A 22,464-nucleotide genomic window follows, 5' to 3' on the forward strand; every position below is an offset into this window, starting at 1 on the left:
CGGCGGGAAATGTCAGTAGTGAGACGGTTAAGCGTTACATTGAAAATCAGAAGACCAGATAGTTTGGTCATCTCCGTACCTCCGATGACCCGCCTTATATCCCACACCTAAAAGGATGTGGGTTTTACGGCGTTTCTATAAGGTACACAGATCGCCGACTTCTTGGAGAAGTCGGTGATCTTACTTGCATTTGCATACCCTATACCTCATATCCCCTTCACGCCGTCAAACTCACCTCTGGCTGAGGTATTTGTTGCTGTCGATGTTGCTGAATCGGAATCGCGATCGCGAATTCTGCGCCTTGTCCCGGTGCGGATCGACAGTTCAGCTGACCCTGATGTTTATCGACGACGATTTGATAGCTAATGGATAGTCCTAATCCGGTTCCTTTCCCCACAGGTTTGGTGGTAAAGAAGGGGTCAAAGAGTTGACGCTGAGTTTTCTCAGTCATTCCCGGACCGTTATCGATAATCCGGATCGCAACTTGGTTAGGTGCGATCGCTTCAGTCCGAATCCGAATTGTGGGATGATTTTGTCCATTATCCGTGGTTCTTGATTCCTCTAACGCATCGATCGCATTACTCAAGAGATTCATAAACACCTGATTGAGTTGTCCCACGTAGCATTCGACTTTGGGTAAGTCTCCATACTCTTTGACAATGTTAATTTCCGCATATCCCGGTTTTGCCTTGAGTTGATTTTGCAGAATCAGCAATGTACCCTCTAACCCTTCGTGTAAATCTACCGCCTTGACTTCAGCTTGATCCATCCGGGCAAAGTTGCGTAACGACAGCACAATCTGACGAATCCGCTTGGTTCCCACTTCCATTGATTCGAGTAGGTGAGGTAAGTCGTCTCGCAGAAACGCTAAATCCATCTGTTCCGCTGTCGTTTGAATTTCTGGGACAGGTTGAGGATAGTGCTTATCGTAGAGGGAAATTAACTTCAGTAAATCTTGAGCATAATTTTTCGCATGGACTAGATTCCCGAAAATAAAGTTAACTGGATTATTAATTTCATGGGCTAACCCGGCGACGAGTTGTCCTAAACTGGACATTTTCTCCGTATGAACTAATTGGGCTTGGGCATGTTGCAAGTCGCGCAACGCCTTTTCTAAGAGGGTGGCTTTTTGCTGGATTTCATCCTGCGATCGCCTGAGTGCAACCTCGGTTTGCTGACGTTCTCTAATTTCAGCTTCTAAACGCTTATTGGCAGCTTCAAGTTCCACCGCACTGGCAACATCAAAGGCTTTGGGCATTAATGGTATTAATTCTAGGGCAGTATAGACCGAAATTAATGCTGTGATTGCTTTGACTAATCCAGATAGCCAATAATCGGGATGCCAAATCGTCCAAATTGCCATCGCATGAGTAGTACCGCAGGCAATGATAAAAGCGGCAAACATGAGAAAGATCCGGGAAAACGGCAAATTCCGTCGTTGATAAACAAAATAGATTAAGGTTAGGGGAATTGAGGCATAAGCTAGGGCAATAAACCCATCGGATAGAAGATGTAGCCAGACTAAACCGGGCTTCCACAGGTAGCAGTTGCCATGAGGCATGAAAAGTGGGGCAGTCAAACTGTGCGTGATAAACGACTGCATAATGTCTCCTTCTAGTCAATAATCAGCTCTTATCTGGTAAAATTAAAACGGTTTGAGGGGACTCAATCAGTGATCCGTGAAACAGTGAACTATGACTCAGCATACAGTCAGGAACCCCACGCCTCCTTGTTACCCCTTACTAACCCTGATTTTTGATGGTGGAGGATGTAACCCTCTAGCCAAGAAATAAGGAGAAAAAATAAGGAGAAAGTTCTCACCCTGTTAACGTTTGAACCTGAAGCAATTGGATTGACTCAAACGGCGCTAATTTCAGTATTCCCCAAAATTAGCAGAAACTACACCTTCTAGGGTTATAGCCTATAGGGTTAATTTTGATAAAAAAAGCTTGACGATTTATGACTTAGGATATAGAAAATACTAACTCAAGCCAACCGACACAGAAGCTCAACTTCTATAATAGAAGGCTGAGTGTTCCGTAATTAGGCGTTTTGAATGTCCACTGAACTTAAGGCTGAACTGCAAACGGCGGTTGAACACCGACGGAATTTTGCGATTATTTCCCACCCAGACGCGGGGAAGACGACGCTAACCGAGAAGCTGTTGTTATATGGAGGTGCGATTCACGAAGCCGGGGCGGTGAAAGCACGACGGGCGCAGCGAAAGGCAACGTCAGATTGGATGGCGATGGAACAACAACGGGGAATTTCGATTACCTCGACGGTGTTGCAGTTTGAGTATAAAGCTCGCCAGATTAATTTGCTGGACACGCCGGGACACCAAGATTTTAGTGAAGATACCTATCGCACATTGGCGGCGGCGGATAATGCAGTGATGCTGGTGGATGCGGCGAAGGGGTTGGAACCACAGACGCGCAAGTTGTTTGAAGTGTGTCGGATGCGATCGCTACCGATTTTCACATTTATGAACAAAATGGATCGTCCGGCGCGGGAACCCTTGGAACTGCTGGATGAAATTGAGCAGGAGTTAGGGTTACAGACGTATGCCGTGAATTGGCCCATTGGTATGGGCGATCGCTTTAAGGGCGTGTTTGACCGCCGTCTGCGGCAAATTCACTTATTTGAACGAACAGCACATGGGAGTAAGGAAGCGGGAGATACGGTAATCGATTTGGGGGATTCCCGGATTGAAAAATTGCTGGATCAAGACCTGTATTATCAGTTGAAAGAAGAGTTAGAACTGATTGAGGGGATTGGACCCGATTTAGATTTAGAGTTGGTGCATCAGGGTCAGATGACGCCTGTATTCTTTGGCAGTGCGATGACCAACTTTGGCGTCAAGCTGTTTTTGGATGCCTTTTTAGAGTACGCCATGCAACCCGAAGCCTACAAGTCTACCGAGGGGGAAATGCCACCAACCTATCCCGACTTCAGCGGATTTGTGTTTAAGCTGCAAGCCAATATGGACCCCAAACACCGGGATAGAGTGGCATTTGTCCGGGTTTGTACGGGTCGATTTGACAAGGACATGACTGTGAACCATGCGCGGACTGGGAAAACGGTACGGTTGTCAAGACCTCAGAAATTATTTGCCCAAGGGAGGGAATCTTTGGATGTGGCATATCCAGGGGATGTGATTGGGTTAAATAATCCGGGGGTGTTTGCGATCGGGGATACGATTTACAATGGCAAGCGCTTGGAGTATGAAGGGATTCCTTGCTTTTCTCCAGAATTATTTGCCTATTTGAAAAATCCCAATCCCTCTAAATTCAAGCAGTTCCACAAAGGGGTAACTGAGTTGCGCGAAGAAGGGGCGATACAGATTATGTACTCTGTGGATGAGTCCAAGCGCGACCCAATTTTAGCCGCCGTGGGACAGTTGCAATTTGAAGTGGTACAGTTCCGCTTACAGAATGAATATGGCGTCGAAACGTTATTGGATATGTTGCCCTATAGTGTTGCCCGTTGGGTAGCTGGGGGGTGGCAGGCTTTAGAGAAAGCGGGACGGTTGTTTAACACGGCGGTGGTGAAAGATAACTGGGGGCGTCCGGTTTTGTTGTTTAAGAATGAGTGGAATTTACAGCAGGTGATTGGGGATCATCCAGAGTTGCAGTTGAATGCAACAGCGCCTGTGGCGTCGGGACAGGAACCTGATTCGTTGTGACCTCTCCCCTAACCCCTCTCCTGCGAGGAGAGGGGAATAAAGACCAAGAAAAAACAGATGGCGAATGGAATTCGCAGCTACACAAACCAAGTCCGCCTGCGCGGACTGATGTTGAGCCTGAGTTGACTGAAACAACTACCTGGTCACAATTTAAGCTATTCGGCATTTAAACCTTAATATCAATAATGGCGAAATCCTTGTAGTGCGTTTAGCGAAGCCATGCCGCAGGCTTTAGCGAAGCCATGCCGCAGGCTTTGCATCTTGCTCGCTACTAATACCCAATTTAAATGCATGACAGCTTACAGTCCAGCAATTCTTTTCCGGATACAGCGAGGAAGATGCTATCTATGACAACGTTAGCCAGTCGTTAAGTAATTTAGCTACACAAAAATTCAATTAAGGAAGTCGCTTTATGGCAATTGTTGTAACCCTTAACCCAGAGCTTAGAAGCGCTACTGCGCGACAAAGCCGCTCGGCAAGGTCAAGATGTTGGTCTTGTTGCATCTGAATTACTTGCTCGTGTTTTAGAGTGGGAAGAACAAGATTCAGAGGAAGCGATTAAAGGCATTCAGCAAGGTTTAGATGATTTTGAGGAGGGTCGATTTCGCTCTTTCCCAGAGTTTGCTGACGAACAACGTCGTAAGTATAGCAACCGCCACTAGGGTTTGGACAAACCGGCGGGTATCGAAATGAATAAACGGCATCCATCGGATGTCCTCATGCTGCTAACCCATCTGGATAAATCAGCTACGATCAATAAAATAGTATTTTGGCGATCGCACCATGCCTTCCCCCTTTCCTGGGATGAATCCATACCTTGAAACTCCGCATAGAAAGCTGAGAAGGTAAAATAAAGATGAATGATACCAAATCCGGGTTAACTACCCCCCTTATAACCCAGTCCGCGCAGGCGGACTTTGTTTGTGTAGCAGCGATTTCAATCGCCATGGCAAATTATTCAGCAAATCCTAATTAACCTGATACACCAACCACTTCCCCCGAACCTTCAACTACTTCCCCAATCCGATAAGCCGTTACACCTTGAGATTCAAACCAACGACAGGTTTTTTCGGCTTGAACAGATGATACCAATACCACAAACCCAATCCCCATATTGAACGTATTAAACATCTCTTCTCGACTCACTTGACCCGCCTCAGCAAGCCACTTAAAAATCGGTAAAATCTCCCAGCTATTCGGCTCAATCTGCACCGATTGCCCTTGACCTAAACACCGAGGTAAATTCTCCGGTAAACCGCCACCTGTAATGTGAGCCATACCATGAATTTCAATCCCAGCCTGTAGCGCATCCAGAATCGGTTTCACGTAAATTTGAGTCGGCGTCAGCAACACATCTCCTAAACGTTGACCTCCCAGTAAATCGGGACAGCTATCCCAACTTAACGGCGATTCCTGGTTAATTGAATCGCTAACAATTTTGCGGACTAAACTAAACCCATTACTGTGAACCCCCTGACTGGCTAAACCAATCGCCACATCTCCCAATTGCACCTGAGAACCGTCTAAAATTTCGCTTTTTTCCACCATTCCCACGCAAAAGCCAGCAATGTCATACTCTCCCGGTTGATAAAAACCAGGCATTTCTGCGGTTTCCCCTCCCAACAACGCGCAGCCAGCCTGACGACATCCCTGAGCAATACCTGCTACAACCTGCGTGAGTTGCGCTTGATTCAGATTTCCTGTGGCTAAATAGTCCAAAAAAAATAGGGGTTGTGCGCCAGATGTCAAGACATCGTTGACACACATGGCAACTAAGTCAATTCCCACAGTGTCGTGACGATTTAACTCATGAGCCAGTTTCAGCTTTGTCCCCACTCCATCGGTTCCCGATACTAAAACGGGTTCGCGATATCCCATCGGTAACTGGAAACAACCATTAAAGCCACCGAGTCCACCTAAAACTTCGGGTCGATGGGTGCTTTGGACTAGCCCTCTAATCTGCTGTACAAACGCTCGACCTGCTTCGATATCAACACCAGCTTCTCGATAATCCATGGGATAGCACTAGGAATGAAAGAATTTTTCCAAATGTAGGGGCGGATTTCACTATTATCATTTTTTTCTGCCCCGATGTGAATCAACCCGCCCCTACAGCATTGATGGAAAACCTTCGCCGCGACGGTCGAGGTTTGTTGCCTCTATTGTAAAGTTTTGTTAAGAAACTCGTAAATTTCCTGAGAGGGAAAAAAGCGGGAAATCCTTGCCCTATCAAGCTTTAGAGGAAATTACATGATATCGCACTTTTGAAAATCTTATCGCTGATTCCCAAAAATCACTGATCCCCAAACCCAAAACTTCGTGTTAGTCTGTGTCAGTTCCACAAAAATAGGGCGAAATCGAAATGAGTATGAGTTGCAGCAGATTTTTCTTAATTCTCTTGCATCACCACCCATAACCCTAAACGTAGAATTCCAGAGGCTTTTGATTATAGGCTTATGAATCAGCGAATTTTGAGTGGTCTCACTGTTACCGTCTTAACCACAGCCCTCAGCACAGTGATATCCAATCCGGCTAACCAAGCTCAGGCAGTTGATCAAGGTTCTGAGGGCAACTTGACTCCCGCTCAAGCGCTACACTCTCCGCAAACCACTCCCTCAACCTCCTCTCAACCAACTCCTCAGCCACCAGAGGTGGTAAAAGTGGGAGAATTTCAATCCCCAACGGCTCAAGTTGGGGAAGCAGAAGAAATCATTGCTAAAATTCATGCCTATTCACTCGATGGGCGTCAGGCGGCTACTCTTTATGTGCGCGACATCCCTGTCCTGACGTTCTTAGGTTCTCCGACAACGGCGAATAATGTTACCAAAGTGGGAGAAGTGGCTCTGGGAAATGACGCTGAACCCGAGTATTCCTCATCAAAAACGGTGTCTGGTTATCAATCCTCAGAGGAAAGCCAACTGGACAATACCGCCTCGCCTAGTGTCACCCCGACCAGTAATGGCAATCCAGATGATGCCGTAGGGCGGGCGACAGTGGTTGCAGCTCAACTCAATCAACTGCATCGGGATAATATTGATGCAGAGGCGATCGCCGTTCGTTGGAATGAGTCATGTAACTGCTACAGCATCAAGGTAAACGACCAGGAGTTGGTGCAAGTTAACGACAACACTATCCTGCCCGATACCACCGAAAACCTAACCGAAGATGCCCGACAAGCCACGAACCGACTGCGACGCTTGATGGGTAATGCTCCCCCCCTACGCGAAATTGAGGGCAAACCCAAAGCCCAGACAATCGCCCAAGTCGCCCTGGGTCCTGTACGTTTCCAGGTTAAGGGTATTGCCTCCTGGTATGGTCCTGGCTTTCACGGAAATCGCAGCGCCAGTGGTGAGCGATTTAATCAAAATGCCCTAACCGCCGCTCATCGCAGCTTACCCTTTGGTACTAACGTGCGAGTCACCAACTTAAATAATGGTCGTTCCGTTATCGTGCGGATTAATGACCGAGGACCCTATACCAGAGGGCGAGTCATTGACCTTTCCGCCGCCGCCGCCAGAGTCCTAGGATTGCTCCGCACGGGTGTAGCACCTGTACGGATTGAGGTTTTAGACAACTACTAGGAAAGAGTTTTGGGTGTTGAATGTTGTAGGGGCGGGTTTTACTACTATCGTTTGGTTTGCACCCAGATGCGACTAAACCCGCCCTGCTCGGTGTGTAGGGGTGAGTGTCAACATTATCGTTTGTGACCTCACCCTGATGTAACTAAACCCGCCCCAACCGAGTGCCAGCTTTCTGGGACAAAGGACGAATGACGAATGACGAATGACAAAGGACAAATGACCAATGACAAAATTGCTAACATCGATCTAAGATCCAACCACTAAACTCTCATGCGTCTGTTTACGACAATCGCGGGATTGCGCTGCCACTTAGAACGTCATCGAACCCAAAAAACTGTCGGTTTAGTACCGACGATGGGGGCGTTGCACCCCGGTCACCTGAGCTTAATCGAGCGGGCAAGACGCGAAAATGCTATTGTCATTGTCAGCATTTTTGTCAATCCACTCCAGTTTGGACCTGGGGAAGATTTGCAGCAGTATCCGCGTCAGTTGGAGGAGGATCAACGCTTTTGTCAACAAGCAGGAGTTGATGTGATTTTTGCGCCCACAGCGGTGGAGTTGTATGGCGATGACCCATCCGATCGGCAAACCTCAACTGAGTTCACTCAAGTTATGCCCCCACCAGCTATGACTTCTATATTATGTGGTCATTCTCGTCCGGGTCATTTTCAGGGGGTGGCGACGGTGGTGACGAAGTTATTAAATCTAGTGCAACCCGATCGCGCTTATTTTGGTCAAAAGGATGCTCAACAATTGGCGATTATTCGCCGCTTGGTCGCGGATCTAAATATACCTGTCACTATCGTCTCTTGTTCGATCGCCCGTGAGCCGTCAGGTCTTGCCTATAGTTCTCGCAATCAGTATTTGACACCAGCACAAAAGGCACAAGCTCCAATTCTCTACAAGGGTTTACAAAATGCCCAAAATGTGTTCCAAGCTGGGGAGCGCGATCGCACCTCCTTAATTGCCGCCGTTACCTCAGAACTTAGCTGGATAGAGGAGATTCAAGTTGAGTACATCGAATTAGTTCATCCGACAACCTTGATCCCCTTAGAGCAAGTAGAAGACCAAGGATTACTCGCGATCGCGGCTCGTCTGGGTTCAACTCGTTTAATTGATAATAGTCTGCTGCGAAATCGCCGACCGATTATTGCTATTGATGGACCAGCAGGGGCGGGTAAATCCACGGTGACTCGGTTAGTGGCGCAGCAATTAGGCTTAATGTATCTGGATACGGGAGCCATGTATCGGGCGGTGACGTGGCGAGTGCTGCAAGCCGGAATTGATTTCACCGATGAACCTGCGATCGCGGAATTGGTGAGTCAATGTCAAATATCCTTGATCAGTAGTGGTTCCCAACCCCAAAGTTTGAGGGTGTGGATTGATGGCAAAGAAGTCACCCAGGCGATTCGCTCGTTAGAGGTTACCGCCAATGTTTCTGCGATCGCGGCGCTCCCCGTTGTACGTCACGAATTAGTCAAACAGCAGCAGCGCTGGGCGTCTAAAGGTGGTGTTGTCGCTGAAGGGCGAGATATCGGGACTCATGTTTTCCCAGACGCCGAACTGAAAATTTTTCTCACCGCCTCGGTTCAAGAACGGGCACGCCGACGCCTGCAAGATCTCCAAGGCGAAGACCAAGGTACTGTCAGTTTAGAACAGCTAGAGGCGGATATTCAATTACGAGACCAGCGTGACAGCACTCGTACCTTAGCCCCCCTGCGCCAAGCTGCTGACGCGATCGAAATTAATACGGATGGTTTCACAATTCCTGAGGTCACTGATAAGATTATCAGTCTATACCATAAAAAAGCATCATCGTTACATCAAGGATAAAAGCCTGCTCATCCAGACATTTCATGGATTAAATAGTTTTCGCCCTTAAACCTCAGACAGGGCGAATTTTGTCACCATTGAATCGGGTGCAAAGCTTTGCGCCCCTACAGTTTCTGGATATAAGCCTAATTTGGTGGAATATGTTGTAGGTTGGGTTGACGACAGGAAACCCAACAGAATATAGGGCTAAAGCCCTTACTACGAACCCAAGCTAATCTACCAAAGAAGGTGTGCCACGCACGCTACTACACTCCTATCCTCTTACCCTTCTACTCTCTACCCTTTTACAAAATATCCCGGATATACTGCCATTTGCGTCGTAACTAACAAAAGAATCATTAACACTAAGGCGGATTTCGGTATCCAGTTGCCCTACAGCGAACTGAATATCCCCCGAAATGGTTGCGTTTAGCGATTGAGACGCAGGGTTTAGCATCAGAATTCATCAAGCGGGTTGATCTACGCCAAGGCGTTTATGTCTGGCGATAGATTAACCCGCCGCTTTGATTATTCTGCAACAAGAGTGATCTAAACACTGCTGATCCGTTAAACAACCATGACGTGCCGCCTGTGTATTCAGAGGAGTGAAGGAGATTTAAGGTGGCAAATCCTTGTCAGTTAGTTTGGCAGTATAAATTATCGATTAGCTTAATCGCTGCCACCCTTGGTTTAATTGCCAGTTTGAGTGTGGCTGTGGCGCGTTCGGTTAACCCGAAACTCGCGATCCCTAGTCCGAATTTGAATCAACAGGAATCGTTGAATTCCCAAAGGTTGCAAATCAACGGCTTAATTGGGGAACAAAAAGAGATCTATGAACAAATGTTGGCGTATTTGGCAGAAGAAGAAACCAAACGCTTAACCTTTTCCGTACCTGTCGAATTTCAAGGCAAAACTATTCGTTCCCGTGTCCTCAACAATAAGGCTAAGGTGATTGCCCTCACGTTTGATGATGGACCTTCATCAGAGACAACTCCCCAAGTTTTAGACATTCTTCAACGAGAAGGTATCAAAGCCACCTTTTTTGTAGTGGGTAAGACAGTTAAAAATCATCCCCAGCTACTGAAACAAATTGTAGCTGACGGTCACGCCATTGGTAATCATACCTGGAATCATCATTATCACCAATACAGTCCATGGGCGGCGGCACAGGAACTGGAAACAACTGCCCAGTTAATTCATAAACTTACTGGCGTCAAAACAGCATTATTTAGACCGCCTGCTGGCATTTTAAATAACGGCTTAGTTAACTATGCTCACCAAAAAAAGTATGCCGTGATTATGTGGTCAGCCGATTCCAAAGATTGGCAAAGTCGCCGGATTACTGTGCCAAAATTAATCAATAACGCCCTTGAAGACGCGCAACCGGGTGGTATTATTTTATTACACGATGGCGGGGGCGATCGCTCTAAAACAGTGGAAGCTTTACCGAAGTTGATTACTGAACTCAAACAGCGTGGTTATCAATTTGTCACCGTGCCAGAATTATTGGATATGCCAGATTAATACTAATAGGATTTACGCAAAGGATTTATAGGTAGGGTGTGTTAGCGTAGCGTAACGCACCTTAACTAAGTATTTAATTGAGAATATATCACCTTGGTTTATCCTGTAGGGGCGACCTGCTTGCACAAATTTACAACGGTGTTCATTTAATTTGATCGGGTCGCCCTTTAGTCAATTTTTTCTGACGAGATGATGCTTTTGCTCAACAATATCAATTGTTATTAGCACATTCTGGGTTGCTTGATCGACATCATACCAAATTGCAGTCTAAGGTAGAATCTGTCATGCTGAGCAGAATGCAGTGAAACGGAATGACGCGAAGCATCTGTCCAGATTCTCGTATCTCGTTCCTCGCTATAGCTTCGCTTCACCCTTCGCTCAGAATGATATGATAGAACGCAACTTGGTATCAATATTGCCTGCTAAAACCGTCACCACTTTTACCTCAACCAGATGATTTTACCCCAGAAATACAACAAGGTTGGTTGAATACCTATCAACTAATTAGTCAAATTATGTTAGAAGGCGCTGGGGAAGTACCGACGGAAACTCCCACTCCTCTAGTTAAAGTTACCCCATCACCCAATTAAATCTGGTGCGTTACGGCGTACTTATGTTCTGAATTAATAACTGTTAATCCAAAAATTTGCCTAACGCACCCTACAAGTATAACTTTAGTGCTTTAACGCATAGCTGGAGAGGGCTAAAGCCCTCACTACTGACGAATGACGTAGCTTGCTTCTCGCGAAGCGAGTATGACAAATGTCAAGCAGATTTTGTGAAGAGTTTGTGAACACAAAATTATTTCTAGGTAGATTTAGCATAATAGGTAAAGAAATGTAAACGATTAGCACTTAAAAATAGTGCCACTCATAGCAAGGGAGTTGAGAAATGGAATTATTCTATAGAATTCGTCAGGTCATTCGAGCCAATTTTAACGAGATGATTCAACAGGATAAAAATCCCGAAACTGTAGGGTTGACATTTTATTCTCGTGAGTGCTTACAAGGTTACCAAACAATTACCGAAGTAGCTAGAATCCAACGTGATGGACAGCAAGAAACAGTGGAGACAATAAATCACAGTCTAGTAACCTTAGAGAAAAAACAGGCTGCGGTAAATAACCTAGAGTATCGGTTATACGATAGCACTCACTTCAGCCAATTCCCGCTTTATGAGGATCAAGAGACTATCAACATACCCGATAATGTTCCTCAATTCCAGGAGTCTGCCTGGAAGGAAATAGAAGGGTTATTCATTTCCTTAACATCCTTTAGCGAGATGGATAATGAATGGGCAACCCTAGAAGAATTTGCTTCAAAAATCTCTATTTGATTCAGGGGGAGAGGTAATAGGGAATAAGCAATGGGCAATGGTTTCAACCCTCTGTTGAGGTAAAATTCGGCGCTTATGTCGGCGAAAATCTCAGGATGCAAGAGTGTAAGGGTGTAAAAACCTTGCACTTTTTGGGTGAAAAAATGGCTTGAAACCCTTGTATAATATTGCTTCACGATTAATTCAGCAAGCCCTAACTTATTCATCCGTTATCAGGTTCAGCGCTTTCTAATTCCTGAGTACAGAATGTAGAATCCAGATAGGGTCGCAGTGGGACTAATCCGGTTTTAGACAATAAACATTGCCCCTGTTCAGTTCTGAGAATTTCAGCAAACTTTGTGCCAATGGGGGGACGGCTATTATCTCTCGGATAAATAACAGCTAAGGGATAGGCTAAGGGATAGGTTTGGCTAATAAATGCCTCCACATTGGCACCATAACTCCCTTTAGCATTACATAAGTCTATGTTCGGAGTAATTGGTTGTCGGTTATCTTGTACTAAGGGGGAAATCGCATCATTTTCTCCGTCCACGATGGCTAGGGGATAGACTGAACATTGTCCTAATACTTTACTCAAAGAATCAAATCCGATCGCGCCAATGTCTCGCCCCTCAAAATCCCGAATGACTTGTCGCAGTGTCTCAAAGGTTTGGGTGCGGATAATCGGTGGACGACCTAAATTGGCAAATGAGCGACTCGGTTGGTTACTTTGTTGCAGAAGTGCTTCAAATTCGGCAATATTACTTGTATTCGTATCCTCTCGCAGAACCCGCTGCTTAAACAGTTCAATGGCTTGATCACTGGGAGGAACATAGAGTTGAACCGGGAGATTTGGTCCTCCTAATTCTTGCCAATTGGTAATTTCTCCGGTGTAAAGTAAGCGTAATTGCTCAAAGCTAATTTGCCCATTTAAGGCGGCGGGTAAGCTATTTTCCCGTTGTGCATAACTGAAGGCGACAAAGACAACTAAGCCATCATGAGCCACTTCTTCTGTGTCTAAGGCAAATCCTAGGGGATTCAGGGGAGTCGCGATCGCAAACTCCGCCTCCTCCTCCCGAACCTGGGCGATCGCGTCTGTCCAAGAGGGTACAGGTTGATAGTTTAACTCTAATTTCGGTTGACGTTGGTACAATTCACCTGCCAAGGTGGTATCCTTAGCAATTAAATTGGGTTGCTCTAGGATATAATCCCACGCTCCGTATGCTTCTGCTGTATAGGTAAATGTTCCCGTCGGAATCCCGGATACCTGTTGAATACAGCAGGGAAATGGGTCGGTGTCCATCGCGGTTTGGGGTTGATTTCTGCCGAATAGCCACCAGATTAATAATCCCAACAACAGGAGTAGCAAAAGCAGCAATAATAAGCGAGGACGCCACCACCGCCGTTTCTTTTTCTTCGCCTCGGCTTCGGCTACGGGTTGGGAGAAGGGGGGGATAATTTGTGATTCAGGGGGCAATTGTAATAAAGCGCGGCGGGCAATTTCGGCGGTTTCAAAGGATGAGGTGCCAATGCCAATTAGGGATAAAATATAGTCTTTAAACACGGGTTGGATTAGGGACCAATGCTTGGTAATCCTGGGATTAAAGGGTTGAAGTGTAACCGGATCATGAGTACCGCCGTTTAAAAGATAAAATGCCACATACCCCAAGTCTTGTAAATCCTTTTTGGCAGAGATTAAAGGACGTTCGAGTAAGGGCGGATCAAATCGTCCTTCCCACAAGAGGAGGTCACACAAATAGATAAAAAAGCCTTGGAAAGTAGGAACAATCAGTAAACTATCTAAACTGATATTGCCATCGGTGAGTCCCTCTTGGACTAAACCCGACGGGAGACGAAATTTTTGTCCATGGAGAAATTCTAAACTTTGCAGGACTTGTTCCAGGATTTGTCGCACCTGATAACTGGTCATCGCCCCGGTTTGTGCCAAGTAACTGGCTAGGGTAGGATAGGTATCTAATGCCCCTTGGCTGACTAAATAGCAGCGTTCAAACCGGGGATCTGCGATCGCGTCCCACGGAGAGACGAGGCGAAAGTCTTGCACCCGCCCATCAGCCAAGGTGACACCAGCAAGATTGACAAAGGCTTCTTTGCGTAACTGACTTTCTTGGACATTAAAATAGCGATCGGGTAGCAGGTATTCCCGAATCACTACGGGTTGACGAGTGGGGAGTTGCAGGGCTTGATAAAGACGACCTCTACCCCGATTTTTGAGGAAGCCTTCAATTTGATAGGTTCCCCGACGCCCGCGAATTTTTGTTTCTGGCGGTAACAGCGTCGGAAATCCACATTGAGTACAATAGTTGGCACCAGGTTGTTCGAGCAGGGTTTGTTGCACCCATTCACAGTAAAGGGGATTTCCCCGAACACAGCGATACTCCGGATAGAGGGATTTTACCCCTGGCGGAACGACGACTTCTGTCACCACGCCACCTTCGGCTTCTAATCCTTCACCGGGTTTCGTTTTACCCGCCATGCGATCTTTTAGTTCATCCAAACTCGGCGCACGCTGTTTCAGTTCATCTTGTAGGAATGGAAATAACCAAAGTAACCGGGCTGGGACGAACCGCAGTAGGATGGCTCGAAAGCGACCTGGGATCGTCTTGAAGCGATGGAAAATACGACTTCCTTCAACGCTGCGAAATTGTTGAAATAAACGTCCCAGAAATCCTTTTGGGTTACCCTTAACCATAACTGCTGCTCCTACCAAGCCTTGTTAAGCTGTGTATTGCTATCCTGCCATAAGCACGGTGTCAGTCTAAGCGGTGGTTTCCCAAAGCGTTGAGAAATTTAACAAAATTTGCTTTTACTCGAGTCGGAAGTCTGCTAGTGTAGCATTATTTGGTCAAATTAGGAGTTACCAGGAATGGCAAAGGAGCAAGTGGCGAAGCTGTTTCGAGATGCTCAAGCGAACCCCTCTTTAAGAGAGGAACTTAGTGGTGCCCCAAATGTAGACGCCTTTATCGAAATGGCGAAAGAACGGGGGTATGATTTTACTGTAGAAGAATGGCAAGAAATGACGGGGTTTTCGGTTGAAGAAGTCGAGGGTAAGTTGTCCGAAATTCCGGGGTTATAAGGGTTTATTCGTAATTCGTAAAAATAATATTAAATCCATTGACCTTTTCCTGCGTTCGAGGGACTGCTTTTACCTGTTCCTTGCTCCCTATTTTCTTTTTTTGTAGAGACGTTGCATGCAACGTCTCTACAATGGTGCCGAACGTCCTAATCGATGTGTCTAATGCTATATCATCTGAAAAAAGCTTGTATCCCAGCGTTAAAGCACTGGAAACTCGGCGATTGATTATTCTGAGGTTGCATATACTCAGAAATTGTTCGCGCTGCTTCAACCTTGTTCAAGCCGCCTTGATGGTATCCCTTCTCTTTTAGTAAGGCTTCTAAAGCTTCCCAGGTTCCTCCTTTAACGGCATCCGGGTCACGATAGCGTGTTCTCTTTGTAAAGCGTTGTGGTACTTTTGGATAAGCTTGGCAGATAGCGGTTGCGTCTCCTAAAAACCAGGCTTCAAGCTCTTCAATCGCAATGCGATTGAGTACGGTGAATTGTTGGCTTGAAGTACTGGATTTAGTTGTAAATCCACTTAAAATGACTTGATTTTCAAGCTTTTTTTTTAGGTCTTGGCAATCATCATTGTCACGATCGCAAAGGACAACAATCCGCCAATCATCTGGCAGCCAGGAGCGATAACCTTTGAGTCGTTGAGGAAGTTTCTTCAACAAATCCTTTTTACCTTGGAACGAGTGAATTTCAAACTCAACATCAGAGGGAAGAATTTTTGGGAATAGGTTTTCAAGGGCAACTTTTGCAGAATATTCTTCAACTAAAACTTATAGATGCGATATCGTCATATTGTTCCTAAAGACTAACGTTTAGTTTTAGGCGCACCCTGGTTTTTGAGCGGATCACCAAATTCAAAGTATCCCTCCATCCAAAGATTACCCAGGGTTGCACCTTCAGCCATAAATTCAGGAATACCGCGCATATCGGCAGCACACTTCGCCTGAGTGAAGCCCTCTTCATCACGATAGAGTACCCAAAGTTCTTGTGGGCGCAGAGCATCGACAAAGTACGGTGAGTGAGTCGTCACCATTAACTGGCTTTGTCCAGATGCAGTTCGGCACTCTTCGGCTAGCTCAGGTAGCAAACGAGGGTGGAGATGGTTTTCTGGTTCTTCAATGCCAATGAGTTTAGGTGGATCAGGATCATAGAGAACAGTCAAATAGGCAAACATTTTCAGGGTGCCATCTGAGGCAAATTTAGCCAAAATGGGTCTTTGAAATGGGGCATCTTTGACCTGTAAGAGCAATCGCCCATCCTGCATCATCTGTGCATCAATGCTTTCTAAGCGTGGAATCCGATGAGTAAGGGTTGTCAGAATTTGATCGAGCCGATCAGGATACTCCTCTTTGAGATATTGAATGACATTAGGCAGGTTATCACCTGTTTCAGAGAGCCTTTCTTGAGGACCGGCTTCGGGTGTGCTACGAGTATGATCGGCTGTAAGATAAGACAGATACCAACCGCTGATAAATCGACGCAGAGCGCTCACCCGAGGATTACTCGCGAATTGTCCTAGGGTATTCACCGCGAGAATGTCAGGAGAGTCTAGCTGTTGCGGAATACGTGCGTCTTCCTTTTCCGGCATCTCACCGCTAATGACTTCACCTATCCCTTCCTTAAAATTCAAAAACTGAAATGGCGCACCTTTTTGTCCTCGCCGCCATTGTAGAGATTCTTCAGCCACATAAGGACCACGAGTGCCTTCGTCGATTGCTAGGTAGTAGGTGATGATTGGATCTTTTGGCTGTTCCCTATATTTCAACTCAAAGGATATGGGACCTTCCGCCCCGCGAGTTCGCAATTCTCGAAACCGTCCCCGCCGATCCCAAGCCCGACGTAGACCCAATTGAAAGCATTCGGAGAGAAAGGCGAAGATATCAAAAATAGTGGATTTACCACTGCCATTTGGACCTAAGAATACTGTTAGTGGTGTAATATTTTTTAGTTCAAGATCGCGTAAAGCACGATAGTTTTTGACTCTCAGTTGTTCAATGCGGGGAATAACGGGTTTGGGCATGGTGGATTGGATGGGTAGTCTTCTAGATTGTACAACCGCCTCCTTCCCCCTCAGTTCGTCAAACGCTGTCTCTGATTGCCGTTCCCAAAGATTCCAGCCGATAAAGGAATCAGCCACGCCCTCTCACGTCGCTACAATAGAAGACTGGAGCGTAACGCTTCTTATACGTTAGGGGAAAGAGGACGATGGTTTTGCCAGTAGTTGCTGTAATCGGACGCCCGAATGTGGGCAAATCAACGCTTGTCAATCGGTTGGCAGGGGTGATGGATGCGATTGTCCATGATCAACCGGGAGTTACCCGCGATCGCACGTATCGACCCGCGTTCTGGCAAGACCGAGATTACTCGATTGTAGACACCGGGGGTTTGGTTTTTGATGATGATACCGAATTTCTGCCCCTGATTCGAGAACAGGCAATGGCAGCCCTCAGCGAAGCCAGCGCCGCTATATTAGTGGTCGATGGTCAAGCGGGTCCCACGGCGGCTGATCAGGCGATCGCAGATTGGCTACGCCAGCACCCTGTCCCGGTTGTTCTGGCTGTAAATAAGTGCGAATCCCCCCAACAAGGACTAATCCAAGCGGCTGAGTTTTGGGAACTCGGTTTAGGCGAACCTTTTCCCGTATCTGCGATTCACGGTGCAGGAACAGGAGAACTTCTGGATCAACTGATTACCCATTTGCCCACGGTGGGAATACTTCCCGACACCTCAGAAATTAACGTGGCGATTGTCGGGCGTCCGAATGTGGGTAAATCTAGTCTATTAAATGCCCTGACGGGAGAAAAACGGGCGATCGTCAGTTCCGTTTCGGGTACAACCCGCGATGCCATTGATATGATTGTCGAACGCCCCGGAAACCCAGAAACTGAGAGTGAATCTCAACTCTATCGTCTTATTGATACCGCAGGCATTCGCAGGAAGAAAAATGTCGAATATGGACCGGAATTTTTTGGCATTAATCGAGCCTTCAAAGCCATTCGCCGTTCTGATGTGGTTCTCTTCGTGGTTGATGCCCTAGATGGTGTTACCGAACAAGACCAGAAACTTGCTGGACGCATTGCTGAAGACGGACGGGCGGCGGTTATCTTGGTCAACAAATGGGATGCGATTGAAAAAGATACCTATACGATCTATGAATACGAAAAACTGCTGAAAAATCGCCTCTATTTTGTTGAATGGGCACCAATGATTTTTGTCAGCGCCTTAACCGGAAAACGAGTAGACAAAATTCTCGATTTAGTGGATACTGTTGCCGCAGAACACCAGCGCCGCGTCAGTACGTCTGTGATTAATGAAGTGCTTGCAGAAGCCATTAACTGGCATTCCCCGCCCACCAACCGCCAAGGACGCCAAGGCAAAATTTACTACGGCACCCAGGTTAAAAGTAAACCCCCAACAATTGCCCTGTTTGTCAATGATCCGAAACGATTTAATGAAAACTATCGCCGCTATATTGAGCGTCAATTTCGCCAACAACTGGGTTTTACAGGGACACCCTTGCGTCTATTATGGCGCGGTAAGAAAGTCCGCGATGTTGAAAGCAGCAATGCTAATCGAGCCGTTCGGGTTTAATTTGGTGATTGGGGAGTAGGGATTGGGTAAGTTTTGACCCTTCACTGCGGAAAGAGGGCATGGCGCGTGAGTTAACTCCTTTTGTTCCCCTGTTCCCTGTTCCCCGTTCCCTGTTCCCCGTTCCCTTTTAACACACCATGGACTTACTGCGATCGCTCCCGTTAGGGCTATACCTGGAACAACCTGTAACTTGGCTCCATTACCTGGATTCTCGGGTAAAACTTATCTGGTTAATGAGCTTTTTGGCAGTACCTTTATTAGCCAATCCCTATTGCCGTTTGGCAGTTGTTGTGGTATTGATTTTGTTCACCCTGTCAGCCCGTATTCCGTTACGGGTTTGGCGTCAGCAAATGGGTTGGTTGCTGATGCTAGCGGTATTTGTCTTTATTCTCACCGCGATCGCACCCGATGGATTGGCGGTTGATCATCAGTATCGGCTTCCGCAGGCGGACATTCTCATGGTTGAGTCTGCTGAAACCTCAGCACAGGAATCGCCTCAACCGAGACCCTGGTATAATCCCTTTGGCATCGGACGTGAATCAGTTCCAGAGGCTTCTGAGAGTGAAACAGTTATCCTGACCAATTTACCTCAACCGACGGACTACAGATATATTCTCCTGGAAGCGGGTCCAGTAACAATTACCCGTCGCTCATTGGATCTAGCGGTTCGGGTCAGTACGGTAATTTTTACACTAATTTATAGTACCAATCTTTACTTGCTCACCACCGCCCCAGAAGAAATTACCGCCGGGTTAGAAAGTCTAATGCTTCCCTTACGGCGTCTGAATATTCCAGTTACAGAAATTGCTCTGACATTAACCTTATCCTTGCGTTTTATTCCCTTAGTTTTGGAGGAAGTGCAAAATTTAGTCCGTTCGATTCGGACTCGTGCGATTAACTGGAAAAAGCTAGGGGTTCGCCGCAGCGCTCAAGTTTGGATTATGGTGACTGAACGGTTATTAGAAAACCTACTCATGCGAGCTGATCAAATTGCCAAAGCCATGACAGTGCGTGGTTTTACCAGTCCCAATCAGCATCGAGTCCAATGGCATCAACTTCGTTTACACTGGGGAGACTGGATCGCGATCGCGACTTTAGCTCCGTTTTGGGTAGCGCGGCTGATTTGGGGAGGAATGGGGTGATGGAAGTAAACAGAATGATAACTGAAATCACATAGTTGTAGGGGCGGGTTTAGCCACTCAATCTGCTTATTACTGATGACGGAACAACAAAACCCGCCCTTCCTTACGATCAAAAATAGGTTCTTGAGTCGCTCGATTCTCTATTCATCAGTGGAATTATGACAACGCGAATTGTGTGGATAAGACTCACAGAATTCATCTAAATCTGTTGAATAAGTCTCGGAATTATCGACTGTTGCCTCTTGAGATTCCGGTCTCTCTTCGGCAGGTATTTCCGCGAAAATTCCCGTTAATCGTTCCAAATTGCTTCTTAACGTCAGTCCCAATTCCCGTTCGGTTACTAAGGTCAAAACCTGTGTCGTTGCAGGATTAGATTCTCCGGTGAAACCTACCTCAATTTGAGCAATCTTATCCGGTTTGGTAAAAACAGCACCCAGAACGCCGAACAGCAAGGTATTACCAATAAGCCGACCCACGTTAGCTTTTTTGCCTTCTTGATAGGTTAGGGTATCAACATTACTTACCGCAACAGTAATTTCTTGGGTTGGTCTTTCATCATCCAAAACCGCGAGGCGATCGCCTTGTTCAATATAAGCGGTTATGATTCCCTCAGTGAGGGAGATTTTGCATTTACCGGATAGATCAGTTTCACCAGAGGTTAAGGCGCAGATTCCCTCATGACCCGAACGCTGTTTGAGCGAGACGGGGGGTTCGTAGCCTTCACAGCGCGAATTTAAGGGGAATTTCGTGCATAAGGTGTAAAGGTCAACTTCCGGGTTAGCTTGTGCGGGACGTGAGGCGGTAAGAAAAAAACTGGTTAGGGAGGTGGTGGCTAGGATTATGGTTGTGGTTCCGCTGAAAACCAGGCGATTCAGTTTAGGGTAGAAGCTGGAAGTCATAGTCAATATCCAAATTATGCCGTCGCTGGAAAGTATATCTCGGTAGTGTCAGCTTATGCAGGTTGAATTCCCTGTTCCCTGTTACACACCGAGCGAAGCCGAGGTGTTCCCTGTTCCCTAACAAATGACCAATGACCAATGACCAATGACCAATCACAAGCGGTAGGATGATAAATCTACAGTTCTTAGTATCGGTCTATACTTAGTCACTCCGCCATTTTTGCCAGTTTATTGCTGATGACGGGATTGAAACGCTGAAACTGAGAACTGTTGTTGTGTGTGTGAGGTTGGAAAACCCCTTCGTTCATGCTGTCTCTATTCGCCAATTTCTCGCTGGCTCAAGTTGTTATCCCTGTCTCCCCGACAACCCCAACTCCTCCTCCCGCCCAGGAATTGGTGGTGCAACCCCAGCAAATACGACCCTTACCGGGACAACTGGATCAAATACCTGTCTTTAATAGCAATAGTCCCGAAGTGATCCAAACCGAGGGGATTCTACTGTCAACCTTCCCCCCTTACGGAAAAGCGAGTCCCGGCGCTCATTTAAATTTTCCGCTTTCTGGACGCTTTGATATCTTTGCTCATCATATCGCCCGTTCCAATACGCCAGAGGAATGGCGACCCATGTACCAAGGGGTTCTGGTTCACAATGCAGGGAGTCAACCTGTAACCTTAGATATTTTGCAAGCGGTGAGTTATGTAACCAATCCGGATGCTCCGTTTATCAACTTACCGCCCTATATGGACAATCCCTTTGGTTTGGTCTACTCTGGTCCTGGTTCGCGGGTAGCCACCGATATCCTGCGTGGTGTGCATCAATCCTCGTTTCCTTCTCAAATTGTGATTCCGCCGCGACAGAGCGAAATGGTATTGAATTTACCGATTGCTTTGGGCAATTCCCGGTCTACGTTGATGCGTCTGCGAACCAATCGACCTGTTTATATGGCAAGTTTAGCCATGTATGCACCCCTGAATTCCGATCGCAAAGTGGATGGAAAACCTTTAGGGACACCTGGGCTTCCCTATCGTCCACCGACTCTTGACGAATGGCGGTATTTATTATTTAAAGGCAATTTAGCCGGACCACGCGATCGCATTCCAACACCACCTAACCAGACGAACGGTAAAATTGTCTATGGTCGGGTTGCAGGTGTGGCGGTTGGTTCTCAATGGCGTACTGAGGTTGTCAATCGTCCAGGTGCGTCGGATCTGACGATTCCTCAACCGGGTCAAGCGTTTTCCTATCCCCTCAGTACGGTTCCGTTTATCACCTTAGGGACTGATCAGGTGCAAAGTGCGCCTCTAAAAGTCCGTTATCCGGATACTGCTTATCGCGCCCATGGCAATTATGGAGTGCAGTATCACCTTACTTTGCCTTTGGTTAACCGGACAGATGCTTCCCAAACCGTAACTTTAGCGATTCAAACCCCACTTAAACCCGACGAAGAAGAAGAAACCGACAACCTGCACTTTTTGAATCCTCCCGATTCCCAGGTCTTCTTTCGGGGTACGGTACAACTACGTTATACCGATGATCGGGGATTAGCCCGTACCCGTTCGGTTCATCTGGTACAACATCGGGGTCAAGCTGGAGAACCGTTGCTGACGCTGAAAATGCCTCCAGGCGATCGCCGTTTGGTTGAGGTGGATTTTATCTATCCGGCGGATGCAACACCACCCCAAGTTTTAACCATTCGGACGTTGCGATCGCCTTAAGAAGGCTGGGAAGCTGGGGGTGCTGGGGAAGCTGGGGAAGCTGGGGAAGCAATTAGAACGTCTATTGTAGGGGCGGGTTTTACCATTAACATTGGCTTGTCATCCTGAT

16 protein-coding genes and 2 pseudogenes are annotated in these 22,464 nt (G+C 46.7%); 12 read left to right on the top strand and 6 right to left on the bottom strand.

Annotation, left to right across the window (positions count from 1 at the left end):
• Positions 1 to 217: 217 nt before the first annotated feature.
• Positions 218 to 1,603: a sensor histidine kinase gene (locus tag RH949_RS00005; protein ID WP_446351530.1), complete on the bottom strand. Its 1,386-nt coding sequence runs from the start codon at positions 1,601 to 1,603 to the stop codon at positions 218 to 220.
• A gap of 453 nt (positions 1,604 to 2,056) precedes the next feature.
• Between RH949_RS00005 and prfC the strand changes: the two genes are divergently transcribed.
• The 4 genes and pseudogenes from prfC to RH949_RS00025 all read left to right on the top strand — a co-directional run bounded on the left by prfC (position 2,057) and on the right by RH949_RS00025 (position 4,534).
• Complete coding sequence (gene prfC / locus RH949_RS00010; protein WP_446351531.1) at positions 2,057 to 3,685, top strand: peptide chain release factor 3; 1,629 nt, start codon at positions 2,057 to 2,059, stop codon at positions 3,683 to 3,685.
• A gap of 412 nt (positions 3,686 to 4,097) precedes the next feature.
• Positions 4,098 to 4,347: pseudogene (locus RH949_RS00015) on the top strand (hypothetical protein).
• A gap of 27 nt (positions 4,348 to 4,374) precedes the next feature.
• A complete protein-coding gene (locus tag RH949_RS00020; protein ID WP_446351532.1) occupies positions 4,375 to 4,506 on the top strand; it encodes a hypothetical protein in 132 nt (43 codons plus the stop codon).
• Positions 4,490 to 4,534 (top strand): hypothetical protein, encoded by a 45-nt coding sequence (locus RH949_RS00025; protein WP_446351547.1) that lies wholly within the window; start codon positions 4,490 to 4,492, stop codon positions 4,532 to 4,534. Before RH949_RS00020 ends, RH949_RS00025 begins: the two co-directional genes overlap by 17 nt.
• 123 nt (positions 4,535 to 4,657) lie before the next feature.
• Here the strand turns inward: RH949_RS00025 and purM are convergent, their stop codons facing one another.
• Entirely contained in the window at positions 4,658 to 5,701 is a 1,044-nt protein-coding gene (gene purM / locus RH949_RS00030) for a phosphoribosylformylglycinamidine cyclo-ligase (protein ID WP_446351533.1), read from the bottom strand.
• A 440-nt stretch (positions 5,702 to 6,141) separates the two neighbouring features.
• Between purM and RH949_RS00035 the strand changes: the two genes are divergently transcribed.
• The 4 genes from RH949_RS00035 (at position 6,142) to RH949_RS00050 (ending at position 11,937) form a co-directional block, all read left to right on the top strand.
• Positions 6,142 to 7,266 (top strand): septal ring lytic transglycosylase RlpA family protein, encoded by a 1,125-nt coding sequence (locus RH949_RS00035; RefSeq protein WP_446351534.1) that lies wholly within the window; start codon positions 6,142 to 6,144, stop codon positions 7,264 to 7,266.
• Between the two features lie 270 nt (positions 7,267 to 7,536).
• Positions 7,537 to 9,099 (top strand): bifunctional pantoate--beta-alanine ligase/(d)CMP kinase, encoded by a 1,563-nt coding sequence (locus tag RH949_RS00040; RefSeq protein ID WP_446351535.1) that lies wholly within the window; start codon positions 7,537 to 7,539, stop codon positions 9,097 to 9,099.
• Positions 9,100 to 9,699: 600 nt separating this feature from the next.
• Positions 9,700 to 10,602: a polysaccharide deacetylase family protein gene (locus RH949_RS00045; protein WP_446351536.1), complete on the top strand. Its 903-nt coding sequence runs from the start codon at positions 9,700 to 9,702 to the stop codon at positions 10,600 to 10,602.
• An 891-nt stretch (positions 10,603 to 11,493) separates the two neighbouring features.
• A complete protein-coding gene (locus RH949_RS00050) occupies positions 11,494 to 11,937 on the top strand; it encodes a hypothetical protein (protein ID WP_446351537.1) in 444 nt (147 codons plus the stop codon).
• A gap of 202 nt (positions 11,938 to 12,139) precedes the next feature.
• Here the strand turns inward: RH949_RS00050 and RH949_RS00055 are convergent, their stop codons facing one another.
• Complete coding sequence (locus RH949_RS00055; RefSeq protein WP_446351538.1) at positions 12,140 to 14,626, bottom strand: substrate-binding domain-containing protein; 2,487 nt, start codon at positions 14,624 to 14,626, stop codon at positions 12,140 to 12,142.
• A gap of 174 nt (positions 14,627 to 14,800) precedes the next feature.
• Here RH949_RS00055 and RH949_RS00060 point away from each other — a divergent pair, with 174 nt between their 5' ends.
• Complete coding sequence (locus RH949_RS00060; protein WP_446351539.1) at positions 14,801 to 15,010, top strand: Nif11-like leader peptide family natural product precursor; 210 nt, start codon at positions 14,801 to 14,803, stop codon at positions 15,008 to 15,010.
• 170 nt (positions 15,011 to 15,180) lie between these two features.
• On the opposite strand, the pseudogene RH949_RS00065 reads toward RH949_RS00060, so the two are convergent.
• Together RH949_RS00065 and RH949_RS00070 are read right to left on the bottom strand one after the other, a co-directional pair.
• Positions 15,181 to 15,774: pseudogene (locus RH949_RS00065) on the bottom strand (DUF4276 family protein); the annotation flags it as partial.
• Positions 15,775 to 15,812: 38 nt separating this feature from the next.
• The gene (locus tag RH949_RS00070) at positions 15,813 to 17,027 is read right to left on the bottom strand and encodes an AAA family ATPase (RefSeq protein ID WP_446351548.1); all 1,215 of its coding nucleotides are present in this window, start codon (positions 17,025 to 17,027) and stop codon (positions 15,813 to 15,815) included.
• Positions 17,028 to 17,212: 185 nt separating this feature from the next.
• Here RH949_RS00070 and der point away from each other — a divergent pair, with 185 nt between their 5' ends.
• Positions 17,213 to 18,598: a ribosome biogenesis GTPase Der gene (gene der / locus RH949_RS00075; RefSeq protein ID WP_446351540.1), complete on the top strand. Its 1,386-nt coding sequence runs from the start codon at positions 17,213 to 17,215 to the stop codon at positions 18,596 to 18,598.
• A 137-nt stretch (positions 18,599 to 18,735) separates the two neighbouring features.
• Positions 18,736 to 19,740, top strand: a complete 1,005-nt coding sequence (locus RH949_RS00080; protein WP_446351541.1) for an energy-coupling factor transporter transmembrane component T family protein — start codon at positions 18,736 to 18,738, stop codon at positions 19,738 to 19,740.
• A gap of 140 nt (positions 19,741 to 19,880) precedes the next feature.
• Here RH949_RS00080 and RH949_RS00085 read toward each other — a convergent pair whose 3' ends face one another.
• Positions 19,881 to 20,639: a hypothetical protein gene (locus RH949_RS00085; protein ID WP_446351542.1), complete on the bottom strand. Its 759-nt coding sequence runs from the start codon at positions 20,637 to 20,639 to the stop codon at positions 19,881 to 19,883.
• A 306-nt stretch (positions 20,640 to 20,945) separates the two neighbouring features.
• Between RH949_RS00085 and RH949_RS00090 the strand changes: the two genes are divergently transcribed.
• Positions 20,946 to 22,355 carry a DUF3370 domain-containing protein gene (locus tag RH949_RS00090; RefSeq protein WP_446351543.1) on the top strand — a complete coding sequence of 470 codons (1,410 nt, stop codon included), beginning with the start codon at positions 20,946 to 20,948 and terminating at the stop codon, positions 22,353 to 22,355.
• Positions 22,356 to 22,464: the final 109 nt, after the last annotated feature.

The sequence above is a fragment of the Coleofasciculus sp. A1-SPW-01 genome, assembly GCF_040217205.1.
Classification (GTDB): Bacteria; Cyanobacteriota; Cyanobacteriia; order Cyanobacteriales; family Coleofasciculaceae; genus Coleofasciculus; species Coleofasciculus chthonoplastes_A.

Coding starts and splice junctions, on each gene's coding strand:
- der (WP_446351540.1), top strand. CDS start 17,213: ATGGTTTTGCCAGTAGTTGCTGTAATCGGACGCCCGAATGTGGGCAAA.
- RH949_RS00005 (WP_446351530.1), bottom strand. CDS start 1,603: ATGCAGTCGTTTATCACGCACAGTTTGACTGCCCCACTTTTCATGCCT.
- RH949_RS00020 (WP_446351532.1), top strand. CDS start 4,375: ATGAATAAACGGCATCCATCGGATGTCCTCATGCTGCTAACCCATCTG.
- RH949_RS00090 (WP_446351543.1), top strand. CDS start 20,946: ATGCTGTCTCTATTCGCCAATTTCTCGCTGGCTCAAGTTGTTATCCCT.
- prfC (WP_446351531.1), top strand. CDS start 2,057: ATGTCCACTGAACTTAAGGCTGAACTGCAAACGGCGGTTGAACACCGA.
- purM (WP_446351533.1), bottom strand. CDS start 5,701: ATGGATTATCGAGAAGCTGGTGTTGATATCGAAGCAGGTCGAGCGTTT.
- RH949_RS00055 (WP_446351538.1), bottom strand. CDS start 14,626: ATGGTTAAGGGTAACCCAAAAGGATTTCTGGGACGTTTATTTCAACAA.
- RH949_RS00050 (WP_446351537.1), top strand. CDS start 11,494: ATGGAATTATTCTATAGAATTCGTCAGGTCATTCGAGCCAATTTTAAC.
- RH949_RS00070 (WP_446351548.1), bottom strand. CDS start 17,027: ATGCCCAAACCCGTTATTCCCCGCATTGAACAACTGAGAGTCAAAAAC.
- RH949_RS00085 (WP_446351542.1), bottom strand. CDS start 20,639: ATGACTTCCAGCTTCTACCCTAAACTGAATCGCCTGGTTTTCAGCGGA.
- RH949_RS00060 (WP_446351539.1), top strand. CDS start 14,801: ATGGCAAAGGAGCAAGTGGCGAAGCTGTTTCGAGATGCTCAAGCGAAC.
- RH949_RS00035 (WP_446351534.1), top strand. CDS start 6,142: ATGAATCAGCGAATTTTGAGTGGTCTCACTGTTACCGTCTTAACCACA.
- RH949_RS00040 (WP_446351535.1), top strand. CDS start 7,537: ATGCGTCTGTTTACGACAATCGCGGGATTGCGCTGCCACTTAGAACGT.
- RH949_RS00080 (WP_446351541.1), top strand. CDS start 18,736: ATGGACTTACTGCGATCGCTCCCGTTAGGGCTATACCTGGAACAACCT.